We start from the raw sequence: 14,939 nt of genomic DNA on the forward strand, positions 1-14,939 counted from the left end.
GGTCAGGGCCGTAGCTCAGGCGCCCGCGCCAGCGTCGACTCCGTGTCTGCGCCTGCGTCTGCGGGTCGCGGCACCTCCAGATCGTCGATCACCCGGCCGTCGCGGAGTCGTAGCAGCCGATCACAGCGGGCGGCGACGTGTTGCTCGTGGGTCGCGATGAGCACTGTCATCCCCCTGCCCGACTGCAGCCGCACCAGCAGATCGAGCACGTCGGTGCCGGCTGAAGAGTCGAGGTTGCCGGTGGGCTCGTCGGCGAGCAGCAGTGCCGGCTCGTTGATCAGTGCACGTGCGATGGCGACCCGTTGTTGCTGCCCGCCGGACAGTTGGCTGGGCAGGGAGCGTTCCCGGTCGGCCAGCCCGACCGCGTCGAGCAGTTCGCGCGCGCGTGCCACCTTGTTGAATGTGGTGCGGTACGGCATGACGGGCGCGAGTACGTTGTCCAGTGCGGTGAGGACGGGCAGCAAATGATACTGCTGAAAGACGAATCCGACCGTCCGCCGGTAACGAACCAACTCTTTCTGGCGTAACGCCGTAATATCCTGACCGCCCACCAGAACAGCGCCGGAGTCGGGCACGTCAACGCCGCCAATGAGATGCAGGAGTGTCGACTTGCCGGATCCTGACGCCCCGACCACCGCTGTCATTGTGCCCGCCGTGAACCGGGCACTGACATCATCTACGGCAGCAATCGTCGAGCCACCTGACCGGTAGCGACGACAAACCCGGTCCAGTTCGATCTCGACGCCTGCCACGCTGTGCCCCCATTCGTGCCTGCCCACGGATAGCCCGTGCGAGATGCGTAACCGTCGAGCGGAATCCACGCGACAAACTGTCGACAGCTATCACGATATTCACCTATGCGTCGATATTAGGATTAATAGAGTGCCGTTACAAGATGATCCGGGCGAATATCTAATTCGTTGTTCATCGATCCACGGGGGATGCGGATGGAGCTACGACTGCTGGGTCCTGTCGAGTTGGCGGTGGGGCACCAGGTCTTCGACGTCGGCCCGCCGCAGCGGCGCATCGTGCTCGCCGCGCTCGGCATGACCCCCGCCGCCAGGGTCTCCACCGACCAACTAGTGGATCGGGTGTGGGGCGATCAGCCCCCGGCGCAGGCGCGTCGGGCTCTGCACGCCCATCTGAGCAGGATCCGGCGCATGATGGCCGGCCTCTGCCACCCGACGCAGGAGGACGCCCCTCGTCTGATCCGCCGGGCGGACGGTTACCTGCTGCACCTGGACGCGGACCGGGTCGACGTGCATCGCCTCCGACGGTTGGCGTCGACGGCTCGGAGCCTCTCCGACCGGGATCCGGCGAAGCTCTCCGCGCTACGGTCCCTGGTCGCTATCAGTGACGAGGGTCTGCTCGTCGGCCTCTCCAGCGATTGGGCGAGCCAGGTCCGGGAGAACTGGCGACTTGAACGCCTGCGCCTGCTTGAGATGTGGGCGCGGGCCGAGATGGCGCACGGCAACCTTTCCGGCGTCATCACCCGCATGAGCGCGCTTTCACCCGATCACCTCGTTGCGGAACCACTCGCGGCGATCCTGATGCGTGCTCTCGGCCTTGCTGGACAACGGGTCGAAGCGCTGCGGGTCTTCGACTCCGTGCGTCGCCGCCTGGCCGACGAGTTCGGCGTGGAACCCGGCCCGCAGCTCTGGTGTCTGCATTCCGAGTTGGTGCGCAACGACCCGGGTTGCCTCGCAACCTCCTGAGGTCGAGTGGCTGCCCGGCGGGTCAGCGGCGTGGGGTGACCGTTCCGAGTAGCTCGGGCTGACGCCGGTCCAACACGTCGCCGGCCAGGTACGCGCCCAGCAGCGCCCCGCCCAACCCGTACGCGGCGCCGAGCGGGAGGGCCAGCCACAGCCAGGCGTCACCGAGCAGCGCGGCGGCGACCACCATCGGCACAGCCGCGACCGCCGTAACGATCATGGCGACGAAGGTGAGCAGCCCCTTCGTCAGGCCCGCGCCGCTGTTCATCGCGAACGGGTTGCTCGTCTCCGGCAGCGAGTACGCCGCCAGCACCGAGACGAAACTGTTCACCGCCAGCCCGACGCCGTAGGTGGCGGCCAGGCTGCCGGCGGTCAACCCGATCCAGCCCGGTCGACCCAGCACCACCGCCAGCACCACGCCGACGAACGCCAGCAGTGGCAGGACGTACAGCGAGAAGGCCGTCATCCGGGCGCGCAACTCGACCCGGCCGGGCACACCGGCCACCACGTTCGCGGCGTACGCGCTGCCGTCGAAGCCGAACTGGTTTGCCAGCGTGACCGAGGCCAGCACCCCCACGAAGATCATGGAGACGGTGACAAGCACCGGCGAACTGTCGCCGGCACCCATCGTGAAGCCCTCTCCTCCCTCGACCGCGAAGCTCGCGCCACCGAGGTTGATCATCACGGGGACGAAGAGGCCGACCACGGCGATCGTGATCAGGTTGGCGCGACGGCGGGCATCCCGCCACCAGTAACGGGCCTCACGGGCGACCAGGGCACCGAACCGGTTCCGACGGAACGAGCCGGCGACCCGGGGAAACAGTTGCGCGACGGCACCGCCGGTGACAGTGCGCTGAGCGGGGGCCTTACCGGAACTCGCGGCGCCCACCATCGCCGACTCCAACGACCGCGACCACCAGACCAGCAGGGCGCCGATGGCCGCCGCCGTGATCAGCAACTTGACCGGGGCCGCCCACACCCGGCCCTGCGCCACATCGATGCCGGCGGTCCAGGGTGCGCCGAGCGGCGTCCAGCCGAGCACAGTCGCCGCGCCGGTCAGCCGGGTCCAGTCCGCCTCCCGCAACGCGGCGAGGCCGAAGATCTGCAACGGGCCGAGCAGCGCCGCCGTCACCGCCAGGAGCACTGCCGCGAGGTCCCGCACCCGGCGGGACCGCAGCATTGTCGCGAAAGCGCTGGTGACCGCCCGGCTGGCGGCCACACAGAGCAACAGCCCACCGAGTACGCCGAACACGGCCACCAGACCGGCGGACCATCCCCCCAGTGCCCACGAGGTCAGCACCAGCCCCGACGACGCGATCAACACCGCCAGCACCGGAACGCTCACCAGCGCGGCGGCCAGGAGACCGGCGACCAGCGTGCGACGGGGCAGCGGCAACAACGCGAACCGGGCCGGGTCGAGCGTTTCGTCGACCCCGAAGAAGACCAGCGGCAGCAGCAGCCAACCCAGCACCAGCAGTCCACCGCCGGCCGCCGCGACCAGCACCGCGTACCTGCCGTTGTCCGTCATGCCCGGCGCGGCGAACAGGAAGAAACCGCTTGCGGCGAACCAGAGCCCGAACAGCGCGCCACCGATGAACAGGGCCACCCGCCAGCCCTGGCCCCGGAAGTTGTTGCCCATCACCCGCAGCTTGAGCCGCACGAAGTGCCGTGCGGATACCGCCCGCACCGGACCCGCGGTTGCGGCGTCGACGCTCACCGGGACAGCCACGACAACTCGTCACCGGTAGCGGTGCGCCCGCCGACCACCTCGACGAATACCTGCTCCAACGAGCGGTCGCCGCGTACGTCCGCGAGCGTTCCGACCCGCTTGATGACGCCCTGGGCGAGGATCGCCACGTGCGAGCACAGCCGCTCGACGACCTCCATCACGTGACTGGAGAAGACGACGGTGCCGCCGCCGGCCGCGTACCGGGTGAGGATGTCCCGGATCAGCGCGGCCGAGACCGGGTCGACGGCCTCGAACGGCTCGTCAAGCACCAGCAGCCGGGGGCCGTGCAGCAGCGCGCAGGCCAGGCCGATCTTCTTCTTCATGCCGGCCGAGTAGTCGACCACGAGCGTCCGGCCGGCGTCGCCGAGCGCCAGCACGTCCAGCAACTCCGCCGCACGCTTGTCGACCACCGCCGGGTCCATCCCCCGCAACAGCCCGTTGTACGCCAGCAGCTCCGCACCGGTCAGCCGGTCGAACAGTCGCACCCCGTCGGGCATGACGCCGAGCAGCCGCTTGGCGGTGACCGGATCGCGCCACACGTCGTGACCGAGCACCCACGCCGAGCCCGCGTCCGGTCGCAGCAGGCCGACCGCCATCGACAGGGTGGTGGTCTTGCCGGCGCCGTTCGGGCCCAGCAGGCCATAGAAGGAGCCGGCGGGGACGTCCAGGTCGACGCCGGCCACCGCGACCGTGCCGTCGAACCGCTTGGCGAGGCCACGCAGCGCGAGGGCGGGGTGCTCAACAGTCATGGGCCGACGTTATCGGGCGACCACCACTTCTGCCGTCCGGCGGCAGGCGGACGCGAGGTCATCCCCGTGGCGGACCAGGATGGCCCGCGTCACAGCCGGAGGGCTTCGGGGGTGTGCAGGCGGAGCATCGTGGCCGCGACGTCGACAGGTGCACGTCGTCGGGTCGCCATCGACACCGCGATCATCACGGTGAAGGCCAACGGCACCGTCCAGGCGGCCGGCTGTGCGATCAGCACGGCGGGCCAACCGGACAGCGGTGGGCCGAGCACTGTGACCAGCACCGCGCTGATCGCCGCGCCCCCGCCGACCAGGACCCCGGCGGCGGCACCCAGATCGGTGAGCCCTCGCCACCAGATGCCCAGCACCAGCAGCGGGCAGAAGCTCGATGCCGCGACCGCGAAGGCCAACCCGACCACCTGGGACACGTCCAGCCCGGAGAGGCGCAGTGCCAGCACCGCAGGCACTGCGCCGGCGATCACGGTGGCCAGCCGGAAGCCCCGTACCGAGCCCTGACCGAGCACGTCCGTCGAGATCACCCCGGCGACGCTTGTCAGCAGCCCGGACGAGGTGGAGAGGAACGCTGCGAACGCGCCCGCCGCGACAAGTGCGGCGAGCAGCCGCCCGGTCAGCCCGTCGCCGAGGGCGGCGCCGGGTAGCAGCACCACGACAGCGTCGGTCTGCCCACTGACGAGCAGTTGCGGGGTGTAGATCCGGCCCAGCACCCCGTACAGGGTGGGCAGCAGGTAGAAGACGCCGACAAGTGCCAGCACCACGAGCGTCGTCCGGCGGGCCGCCGCACCGTCGGGGTTCGTGTAGAAGCGCACCAGGACGTGCGGCAGACCCATGGTGCCCAGGAACGTGGCAAGGATCAGCGAGTACGTGGCGAACAGGCCCCGGTCGTCGTCACCGGCAGCGCTGGGCAGCAGCCAGTCCGCTGCGCCGGTAGCCACCCCGGACACCTGCGGCACCGGGTCACCTGCGGCGAAGGTCAGCTCGTCGCCGGGGCGTACCTCGCGGATGTCGCCACCTGGCATGGTGAGGGTCGCGCGGTGCTCGACCACGACGGTGGTCGCGGTCCGGAACGTCGGCCCGTCGGGCGGCGTCACCGCCGGGCGGCCGTCGGCCTGCCACTGCAACGCCAGGAAGATCACCGGTACGGCCAGAGCTGTCAGCTTGAGCCAGTACTGGAACGCCTGCACGAAGGTGATGGCCCGCATCCCGCCGAGCGCCACGTTGGCGGTGACCACTGCGGCCACCAGCAGGGCACCGACCGGGTACGGGGAGCCGGCGAGCGTGGCAAGCGTGAGGCCCGCCCCCTGAAGCTGCGGCACCAGGTAGAGCCACCCGATGAAGATCACGAAAGCGGTGGCCAGGATGCGCAGCCGCCGTGACCCGAGCCGCAGCTCGCAGAAGTCCGGCAGCGTGAACGCGCCGGAGCGGCGCAGCGGCGCGGCCACGAAGAGCAGCAGGGCCAGGTAGCCGGCGGCGAAACCGACCGGGTACCAGAGGACGTCCACGCCGTACTTGAGGACCAGGCCGGCGACGCCGAGGAAGCTCGCCGCCGACAGGTACTCCCCGCCGATCGCCGCGGCGTTCCAGGTCGGGCTGACCACCCGGGAGGCGACCAGGAAGTCGGAGGTGGTCCGGCCCAGCCGCAGCCCGTAGAAACCGATCCCTAGCGTGACCAGGGTGACCGCGACGATGGCCGGGACCACGTAGTCGTTGCCCACTCAGCGCTCCGGCCGCTGCACCAGGTCGGTGAACTCCTGCTCGTTGCGCTCGGCCAGCCGTACGTACGCCCAGCCCACCGCGATCAGGAACGGGAACGAGGCCACGCCGAGCAGCAGCCAGGGCAGGTTGACGCCTCCCACCGTGGTCCGGCCGAGCGACGGCGCGATGGCGAACAGCCACGGCAGCCCGCCCAGCCCGATGACGACCACAAGCGACAGCCGCAGCGCCAGCGCGAGTTGCGCCCGGACCAGGCCACGGACCAGCGCCTCACCGACCTGGGTCTGCTGGGCCAACTCGGCGCGGGTGTGCTCGGCGCGGCTGTCCCGCCGGGTGATCTCGGCAAGCACGATCCGGGCGCGCTGGGGCGGCGGTGTCGCACCGCCCGACCCCACCTCGGGGAGTTGCTTGGCCACCCCGGCAGTCTTGCCCGCCCGGCGCGAATGTCAAGCGTCACCAGCGCCGCAGACCGGGACAGTCCACCAGGCTGCCGGTGACCGGCATCGGGCCGAGTACCCGCCGGGCCTCCTCCCGGCCGAGGTTCGTCGCCCAGAAGCCGTCCTGGGGCAGTTCGGCGGCGATCTGCCCCAGCGCGCACGTCCGCATCGGCTCGGGCAGCCGGTCCAGAGCCGGTACGGCGTCGGCGGAGAGCCCGGACAGGTAGCTGACGTCCAGGCGGCCGGTCTCCAGATAACGGTCGACGTTCCGGTCGGCGATCAGCCGATCCGGGTTGACCAGAGCCAGCCCGAGCAGCGCCAGCACCGCCGTGCCGATCACCAGTCGGGGCAGCCAGTCCGCCCGCAGTCGGGCCACTGCCACCGCCACCAGGACGAAGAGCAGCCCGAGCCACAGCTCGACGGTCGCCACGAACAACCTCAGCCGGGTGGCGCCGTACGCGTCGGCGTAGACCTGCATCCGATAGAGCGCCGAGGCGACGACGACCAGGCTGAGCACTGTGAGCGCGCCGAGGAGCACGCGGACCAGAATCCGGTCGGCGCGGGTCGCCTTCGGTGCCCGGCGGGCCGCGACCGCGATCACCAGCAGGGTGAGGGCGGTGACGGCGAGCAGTTGCCAGAAACCGCCGCGGGCGTACTCGGCGTAGGTGAGCCCTGCCGTGCGCAGCACGTGCCCCGCGCCGCCGAAGAACACAGTCAACTGCACAAGGACGAACACCGTGAACAGGGCGTCGAGCAGCACCAGCGGCAGGATCCACTCCAGCCGGTGCGCCGGCCGACCCGGCGTCGCGCGCAGGCTGGCCAGGTCGGGCGGGCGGTTGACCAGGTACGCGCCGGCCAGCAGGCCCATGCCGACAATCCCCAGCCGCATCAGCCAATTGAACAGACCGGCAAACGAGATGTCCGGCAGGAGGCCGCTCACCAGGTCGGCGAAGACCGCGTCCGCGGATGCGAAGAGCAGGCCGAACAGCGTCAGGAGACCGGCCGAGACCGCGAGGCTCGTGATGATCCGGCCGATCCCGGGCCCGACCGGGCCGGTGCGGTGCAATCCGCGTACCGCCCAGGGCATCGCCCGTACCGCGGCGGCGGGCGGCAGCGTCGCGGCCACAAGCATCCCGAGAGGGGTCCGTCCGCCGGTGACCGCGAGCGTCGCGGTCACCGCGGCGGCGAGCAGGCAGAGCACGAACAGCCAGCCGGCGGCCCGGACCGTGCCCACGGCGACAAGCGCGACCGTCGCGGCGGCCCAGGCGGCCTGCGCCGCCCGCCCCGGTGCCCCCGTGGCATCGGGACGGGCGGTCGCTACCGCCGGAGCGGCTGCCGCTGCCGTGGACGGACTCGGCGTGGTCGCTGCGGGCCGTGCGGTGGTCGGGGCCGCCGGCGGCGTGGCCGCCGCTGGCGTCGGCGTGACTGCCGGCGGTGGCGCGGTGGTCGGTGCGGCCGTCTCGGTGGGCTCCGGTTCGGACCGTGCGGCGGTCGACGCTTCCGGTGACGTCGCGGCGGTCGCAGCCGGCTTCGAGTCGGCCGGCGGTGCGACCGGCGTGGCGGTGGAGGCGGCGGCGGGCGACGGCGTCCCCGGCGGGAGACCGGAGGCAGATGGGGCGGCGGGCGGCGCCGTGGCCGGCGTGGGACCGGAGGTAGACGTGGCGGCGGGCGACGGCGTCACCGGCGTGGGACCGGCGGCGGTGGGGGCGGACGCAGCAGCGGGCGGCGGCGCTTGCCGGGCGGCGGGTGCGTCGCCGGGCGAGGTCTGTCCGGTGCTTCCCGCTGGCGACGACGTGCCCGGCCGGACGGCGCCCGCGACGGCGAGCGCGGCCGTGGCCGCCAGCGCGGCCACCAGCCAGCCGAGGCCGGGACGGACCACCGTCAGCGTCGAGGCACCGAGTGCTGCCGCCACCGCCAGCACGGTCAGGAGCAGCGGGTGCGGGGCGCGGGACGGACCCGGCCAGTGCTTGTCGACGAACGACGGCTGCCGTGGTGGGAGGGGCGGGGCGGGCCAGGGCCGGGACTGGCCAGCTGTCGGCGGGCTCGCCGGGCCGGGACCGAACCAGGGCTGGCCCGGGGCGGGCGGCCGTCCGACCGGTCCGGTCGCCGGAGCGGACGTACTGCCGGGGCTGGTCATGCGGCCTCTTCTCGAAGTGATCCGTTGCTCGGGATGGTGACCTGGATGTGGCAGCCGGGTGCGGTGCCCCTGGGTGTTCCGGCGGGGTCGAGAACGCGGATCTGGCCGCCGTGGAGTTCCACGACCCACCGGGCGATGGCAAGGCCCAGCCCGGTCCCACCGCCGGCCGCCCGGTCGCCGCGGGTGAACCGCTCGAACACCCGGGACCGTTCGGCCGACGGGATGCCCTGCCCCTCGTCACTCACCTCGAAGTGGAGTTGGCCGGCGTGCTCGTCGGCGCTCACCCGTACGGTGCCGCCGGGCGGGCTGTGCCGCGCCGCGTTGTCCAGCAGGTTCGCGAACACCTGGTGCAGCCGCCACGGGTCCGCGTGCACGGTCAGCGGCGCCGCCAGCTCGCCGAGCCGGAAGTGCACGTCCAGCCCTGCGCCGGCCGCGCTGGCGGTGGCGTGCTCCACCGCCTCGTCGAGGAAGTCCCCCACGTCGATGCGGACCCGGCGCAACGGCACCACCCCGGCGTCGAGGCGGGACAGGTCGAGCAGGTCGGCCACGAGGTGGCCCAGACGCTGGGTCTGCGACAGCGCCGCGCGCAGCGCCGCCGGTTCGGGCTCGGCCACCCCGTCCACCATGTTCTCCAGAACGCCCTGCAACGCGGTGATCGGCGTACGCAGCTCGTGGGAGACGTTCGCGATCAGCTCGCGTCTGCGCTGGTCCGCGGCGTGCAGGTCCTCGGCCATCTTGTTGAACGCCTGGGCCAGCTCACCGACCTCGTCGCGGGACGTGGCGCGTACCCGTCGGGTGTAGTCGCCCCGGGCCATCGCCCCGGCGGCGGCTGTCATCTCGCGCAGCGGCGAGGTCATCCCGTGGGCGAGCACCTGGGAGGTGACAAGCGCGATGCAGATGACAGTGATCGACGTGCCCGGTGGGAGCCAGCCGATGCCGTACCAGAAGTAGCCGATGGCCACGGCCCAGGAGGCGACAAGCAGGACGCCGAGCTTCATCTTGATCGAGCGGACCGGATCCAGCGGGCGGGGGAGCACCCGATCCAGCCAGTCATGCACCCGATCCAGCCGGCTGATCACGCGGGCACCTCCAGGGCGTACCCGACGCCGTGGACGGTTCGGATCAGGTCGGCGCCGAGCTTGCGGCGCAACGCCTTGACGTGGCTGTCAACGGTGCGGGTGCCGCTGCCGTCGGCCCATCCCCAGACCTCGGCGAGCAGTCGTTCCCGGGGAAGGACCGTGCGCGGTCGTCCCGCGAGATGCACAAGGAGGTCGAACTCGGTGGGCGTCAGGTGGACGTCCGCGCCGGACCGGCGTACCCGCCGCTCGGCTTCGTTGATCTCGATGTCGCCGAGGCGGATGGCCGGTGGGGCGGGGGCGGCGGCCCGTTCCACACGGCGCAGCAGCACGTGCACCCGGGCGGCCAACTCGCGCATCGAGAACGGCTTGGTGAGGTAGTCGTCAGCGCCGACCGCGAGCCCGACCAACAGGTCGGTCTCGTCGTCGCGGGCGGTGAGCATCAGCACCGGCACCGGCCGGACGGCCTGGATCCGCCTGCACACCTCCAGGCCGTCGAAGCCGGGCAGCATCACGTCGAGTACGACGAGGTCGGGCTGTCCGGCCCGGAACCGCTCGACAGCGCTGGGGCCGTCCCCGGCGATCTCCACCAGGAAACCTTCGGCGCGGAGTCGGGCGGCGACCGACTCGGCGATGGTGCGTTCGTCCTCGACCACCAGGACGCGGCGTTCCTTCATGGGCTCTGACTGTAGGGAGCCGCCGTGGAGATCAGTGGGTCGCGTTGTGAATAACCTGTGGAGAACGGCTCACCCCTGTGGATAACTCCAGGGGTGAGCCGATCGGCCGGCCCAACCGCAGGTCAGTCCAGGCCGACGCGCTCCGGACGAGCCGAGGCGGAGCCGAGCCAGGTGTGCGGGTTGCCGTACCAGCACCAGCCCAACTTCGGCGCGCCCTGACTGATCCACAGCGCAGGCACCCGCTTGTCGCCGCAGCGGGAGCCGACAAGCGAGAAGCACTTGTTGCTTGCCAGCGCCGCCGGGTGCAGCGTGATGAAGGCGAGCCCCTCATCGATCGTGAGCGGCAGCCGGCCCTGTGCGGTCATCCCGTCCAGCGCCGCGGCCGGCGCGAGGTTGCGGAACTCCTCGCCCCGGTCGACGTCGAAGAGCAGGTACGCCGGCCCGGCCGGCACCTCCAGTTCCTTGATCGGGTTGAAGCGCGGCAGGTCGTCCTCCGCGTAGTTGTGGTCGACGAAGCCGGGCTTGCGCTTGCCGACAACCGTGGTGAGTTCGAGGCGGGCCTCCACAGCGATCAGGTCCCTGGTGATGACAAGCAGGAACGGCACCCGGGCGTCGGTGGGCGCCGGCAGGCCCTGGGCGCCCTTGACGGCCTGGGCCCGCAGCGGGGCGACCAGGTCGCGGAAGGCGCTCTCCGGCAGCCCGGCCAGGGCCGGGTAGCCCAGCTCCACGAGCCGGTCGAGTTGGCGGTCGAATTCGGTTTCGACGTCGAACAGAGTCTCGGTCACGGCAGCCTCCCGGAAGTCGTACGACCTAGCGTACAACGTACGGGATGGGTTCTGTCATTCCCGAATCAGCGACTCCAGTCCTGCTTGGCCGCCCTGACCAGCTTGTCCTTCAGCTCCCGGGTGTGCCGCCGGCTCACCGGCAGCTCGGTGGAGTCGACAACCACCACGTAACCGGAGTTGACAAGGCGCAGCTCGGCGATCAACTTCAACTGCACGAGGTACGACCGGTGGACGCGTACGAAGCCCGCATCGGCCCACCGCTCCGCGAGCGTGGCAAGCGACACCCGCACCAGGTGTGACCCCTCCGCTGTGTGCAGCCGGGCGTAGTCCCCCTGCGCCTCCACCCAGCGCACCGCCGACCGGGGCAGCATGCGGGTGGTGCCGGCCAGCTCGATGGGGATCGTCGGATCCTCCTCGGCGCGGGCAAGCGCCGCCGGATGCGACGGCACCACCCGTGAGCCGATCACCCGGCGCAGGGACTCGGCCAGCCGCTCGGCGCGTACCGGCTTGCGGACGTAGTCGGTGGCACCCAGGTCGAACGCGTCCACAGCGCCGTCGTCGTACGCGGTGACGAACACGATCGCCGGTGGCCGGGCGAACCGACGCAGCACCCGTGCCAGCTCCATGCCGTCCAGACCGGGCATCCGGATGTCCAGGAAGACCACGTCGACGTCACCGTCGCGGAGCAACCGCAGCGCCTCGGTGGCGTCCCCGGCGGTGTGCAGCCGGGCCACCCGAGGGTCGGCCCGCAGGTGGTACGCCAACTCGTCGAGCGCAGGCGGCTCGTCGTCCACCGCCAGGACCCGCAGGAACCCAGAGGTCACGAGCCGGCCCGTACACCTGGATGGAACTTCGGCACCCGCATGCTCACCTTCGTGCCCGACCCCAGTCCCGTCTCGACGACCAGGCCGAAGCGGTCCCCGAAGACCGACCGCAGCCGCTCGTCGACGTTGGAGAGGCCGACGTGCTGGCCCGTGTCGTCGCCCGGGTCGGCGGTGGCGCGGGCCAGCTCGGCGATGCCGGCGGTCAGCGCGGTCGGATCCATTCCCACCCCGTCGTCCTCCACGGTTATGTGGCACTCGGCGCCCGCGTCCCGGGCCTCGATGCTCACCATGCCCGTGCCCGGCTTACGGGACAACCCGTGGCGAACCGCGTTCTCCACCAACGGCTGGAGGCAGAGGAACGGCAGCGTCACCGGCAGCACCTCCGGGGCGATCTGCAACCGCACCTGCAACCGGTCGCCGAAGCGCGCCCGCTCGATCGTCAGATACCTGTCGATCGACCGCAACTCCTCGGCGAGGGTGGTGAACTCCCCGTGCGCCCGGAACGAGTACCTGGTGAACTCCGCGAACTCAAGGATCAGCTCCCGCGCTCGCTCGGGGTCGGTACGGACGAACGAGCCGATAGCCGTAAGCGCGTTGTAGATGAAGTGCGGGCTGATCTGCGCCCGCAGGGCACGGATCTCGGCCCGCGCCAGCCGCTCCCGCGAGGAGTCCAGCTCGGCAAGCGCGAGCTGGTTACCAGCCCAGTGGGCGGTCTCCAGGGTGGCCTGCACCAACCCGGGCGCCGGTGGGCTGTCGGAGATCGCCAGCAGCGCACCGACCACCCGGCCGTCCGGCCCGTGCAGCGGCGCCACCACCGCCCCCCGGATCGGGCAGTCGACCCGGTCGCACCGCAGGTCGGCCTCCCCGAGCACCGTCGAACGCCCCGTGGCCACCGACCGCTGGGCCGCCGCGAGCAGTTGCTCGCCGTGGTGCGTGCCACGCCCGTCGAGGGCGAGCACCTGCTCGGCGTCGGTGAGAGCCAGCCCGGCCGCCCCCACCAGGGCCCGCAGATGGCGTACGGCCTTCGCCGCGCCGGCCGCGCTCAGCCCCGCCCGCAGCGGCTCGGCGGCCAACCCGGCGGTGTGCAGCACCTCGTAGGTCGCCCGCTGGGTGGCTGTGGCGATGCCGCGTCGGGCGCGCAGCCGCAACACCGCCAGCAGGGCAGCGGTGAGCGCGGTGACCAGTGAGACGACGCCGACGACGGCGGAGAGGTTGCCACCCACGCAGCGATCCTGGCCCCTCCGGCCCGACAGGCCAAGCCCTAGTACGCGCCCTTGCGGGCGAGCACCACCCCGACGGTGCGCCAGAGGATGCTCAGGTCGTACGCCAGCGACCAGTTGTCGACGTAGTAGAGGTCGAGCCGGACAGCCTCGTCCCAGGACAGGTCGGAGCGACCGGAGACCTGCCACAGGCCGGTCATGCCGGGACGGACCAGCAACCGGCGCCGTACGTCGCCGAGGAAGTCGCCGTCGTCGGCTGGCAGCGGACGGGGCCCGACAAGCGACATCTCGCCCCAGAGCACGTTGATCAACTGCGGCAGTTCGTCGAGCGAGGACGCCCGCAGGAAGCGACCCACCGGGAAGACCCGGGGATCCTCCTTCATCTTGAACAGCATGCCGTCGGTCTCGTTCTGGTCGGTCAGGCTGGCCAGGCGGTCCTCGGCGTCGACGTACATGGTCCGGAACTTCCACACCCGGAACGTGCGCCCCTCGTGCCCCACCCGGGGCTGGCGGAAGAAGACCGGCCCGGGGTCGGAGATCCGGATCGCCACGGCGATGGCGACGAAGAGCGGGACCAGCAGTAGCAGGCCGAGGCCGGCGGCAACCCGGTCCATGAGGTTCTTGGCCAGCAGCGCCGGCCCGGACAGGGTCGGCTCCTCGACGTGCAGCAGCGGCAGGCCCTCGATGGGCCTGATGTGCACGCGGGGGCCGGCGATGTCGGTCAACTGCGGGGCGACCACCAGGTCGACGCCGGAGCCCTCCAACTGCCAGGCCAGCCGGCGCAACTCGCCCGGCTCGGCACTTGCCGACCCGCAGACCGCGATGGTGTCCCCGCCGACCTCCCGGACCAGGGCCAGGACGTCGCGCCCGGCGTGCACAGGCACCGGCGTGGGCATCCCGCGCGCCGCCGCGTACCCGTCGGTGATGTGGATTGCGACCGGCACCAGCCCGGCGGCCGGGCTGCGGGTGACAGCCGCGTACACCTCCAGGCACTCCGGCAGGGTGCCGACCAGCACCATCCGGTGGGCGGCCTGACCGGCCCGCCGACGGATGTTGTGCAGCGCCCAGCGGGCCACGAAACGGCCCCACAGGATCAGCAGGAGCGCCCCGAGCAGCGCCGTGCCGACCGTCCACCGCGACAGCGCGGTCTTGGTGGCGAAGGCCAGGAAGGAGACGCTGGCCGCGACGGTGACGGCGGCTCGGATGACCCGTTTGAACTCGTCCGGCCCGAGCCCCAGATAGCGCCGGTCATAGGCCCGGTTGCTCCAGAGGATGACCACCCAGCCCAGCGGCAGCAGCAGGTAGGAGACGGTGTGGAACCAGGTCGGATCCTGGTGGGTGCCGGAAAAACCGGAGGCGGCCTGGTCGAACAGTTGGATCGCGATCCAACTGGCGAACGCCGCCGAGCCGAAGTCCAGCAGCAGCAGGATCGCGATGTAGGGGCGGTGCCAACGAGAGACACGACGGCGCGCCCTGGTCCACGCCGACCGAGGGACGCCGTTGTGTGACGGCGGCGTCGGCGGCTGGATCTCGAAGCTGTCGACGTGCCGCACGAGTCTGCTCCGGCCTTCGTTGGTTACCGGGCGCTGGAGGCTTGTCGTCACCTCACCCATGTCCTCCCGCATGACACGTGCCGCTCACTCGCCGTGAGGGCCCGGGTCGCCCACCGTCCCAGTCTCCCACGCGGACTCCGACCGGTCGCCGCCCCGAAAGAGATTGGCGACCGATGGTGACGGTGGGATCTGGCCGGCTCCGCACCATTTCAGAAGCCGGGGACCGGGCCACTATACCGATGGATACGCGTGTGGCGAGAACGGTGGACCGGAGCTTTCAGCCCAGTCGGGTCGATTCCGCTCTGTAGTCGC

At 71.4% G+C, this 14,939-nt stretch carries 13 protein-coding genes; 1 reads left to right on the top strand and 12 read right to left on the bottom strand.

Features of this window, described 5'->3' with window-relative positions; translation table 11 throughout:
• Positions 1–2: 2 nt before the first annotated feature.
• Entirely contained in the window at positions 3–752 is a 750-nt protein-coding gene (locus ACPXB1_RS08085; RefSeq protein ID WP_355587260.1) for an ABC transporter ATP-binding protein, read from the bottom strand.
• 195 nt (positions 753–947) lie between these two features.
• Here ACPXB1_RS08085 and ACPXB1_RS08090 point away from each other — a divergent pair, with 195 nt between their 5' ends.
• Positions 948–1,715 carry an AfsR/SARP family transcriptional regulator gene (locus ACPXB1_RS08090; RefSeq protein ID WP_355587258.1) on the top strand — a complete coding sequence of 256 codons (768 nt, stop codon included), beginning with the start codon at positions 948–950 and terminating at the stop codon, positions 1,713–1,715.
• 22 nt (positions 1,716–1,737) lie between these two features.
• Here the strand turns inward: ACPXB1_RS08090 and ACPXB1_RS08095 are convergent, their stop codons facing one another.
• From ACPXB1_RS08095 to ACPXB1_RS08145, 11 genes are all read right to left on the bottom strand, one after another.
• A complete protein-coding gene (locus ACPXB1_RS08095; RefSeq protein WP_355587256.1) occupies positions 1,738–3,441 on the bottom strand; it encodes an ABC transporter permease in 1,704 nt (567 codons plus the stop codon).
• On the bottom strand, positions 3,426–4,190 hold the full coding sequence (locus ACPXB1_RS08100; protein ID WP_355587253.1) for an ABC transporter ATP-binding protein: 765 nt from the start codon (positions 4,188–4,190) through the stop codon (positions 3,426–3,428). Before ACPXB1_RS08100 ends, ACPXB1_RS08095 begins: the two co-directional genes overlap by 16 nt.
• Before the next feature lie 89 nt (positions 4,191–4,279).
• Positions 4,280–5,920 carry a cation acetate symporter gene (locus ACPXB1_RS08105; protein WP_355587250.1) on the bottom strand — a complete coding sequence of 547 codons (1,641 nt, stop codon included), beginning with the start codon at positions 5,918–5,920 and terminating at the stop codon, positions 4,280–4,282.
• Complete coding sequence (locus ACPXB1_RS08110; protein ID WP_355587247.1) at positions 5,921–6,334, bottom strand: hypothetical protein; 414 nt, start codon at positions 6,332–6,334, stop codon at positions 5,921–5,923. It abuts the gene before it with no gap.
• Between the two features lie 37 nt (positions 6,335–6,371).
• Positions 6,372–8,492 (bottom strand): DUF4153 domain-containing protein, encoded by a 2,121-nt coding sequence (locus ACPXB1_RS08115; RefSeq protein WP_355587246.1) that lies wholly within the window; start codon positions 8,490–8,492, stop codon positions 6,372–6,374.
• Positions 8,489–9,568, bottom strand: coding sequence for a sensor histidine kinase (locus tag ACPXB1_RS08120; RefSeq protein ID WP_355588419.1), 1,080 nt, complete (start codon positions 9,566–9,568; stop codon positions 8,489–8,491). The genes ACPXB1_RS08115 and ACPXB1_RS08120 overlap by 4 nt, the downstream gene beginning before the upstream one ends.
• Entirely contained in the window at positions 9,568–10,245 is a 678-nt protein-coding gene (locus ACPXB1_RS08125; protein WP_355587244.1) for a response regulator transcription factor, read from the bottom strand. The genes ACPXB1_RS08120 and ACPXB1_RS08125 overlap by 1 nt, the downstream gene beginning before the upstream one ends.
• A 122-nt stretch (positions 10,246–10,367) precedes the next feature.
• On the bottom strand, positions 10,368–11,030 hold the full coding sequence (locus ACPXB1_RS08130) for a DUF5701 family protein (RefSeq protein ID WP_355587241.1): 663 nt from the start codon (positions 11,028–11,030) through the stop codon (positions 10,368–10,370).
• A gap of 65 nt (positions 11,031–11,095) precedes the next feature.
• Complete coding sequence (locus ACPXB1_RS08135; RefSeq protein WP_355587240.1) at positions 11,096–11,854, bottom strand: LytR/AlgR family response regulator transcription factor; 759 nt, start codon at positions 11,852–11,854, stop codon at positions 11,096–11,098.
• Positions 11,851–13,077 carry a sensor histidine kinase gene (locus ACPXB1_RS08140; RefSeq protein WP_355628436.1) on the bottom strand — a complete coding sequence of 409 codons (1,227 nt, stop codon included), beginning with the start codon at positions 13,075–13,077 and terminating at the stop codon, positions 11,851–11,853. The genes ACPXB1_RS08135 and ACPXB1_RS08140 overlap by 4 nt, the downstream gene beginning before the upstream one ends.
• A gap of 38 nt (positions 13,078–13,115) precedes the next feature.
• On the bottom strand, positions 13,116–14,687 hold the full coding sequence (locus ACPXB1_RS08145; protein WP_355588417.1) for a sugar transferase: 1,572 nt from the start codon (positions 14,685–14,687) through the stop codon (positions 13,116–13,118).
• Positions 14,688–14,939 lie beyond the last annotated feature (252 nt).

It is taken from the genome of Micromonospora sp. DT68, assembly GCF_049847245.1.
GTDB classification, from domain to species: Bacteria; Actinomycetota; Actinomycetes; order Mycobacteriales; family Micromonosporaceae; genus Micromonospora; species Micromonospora profundi.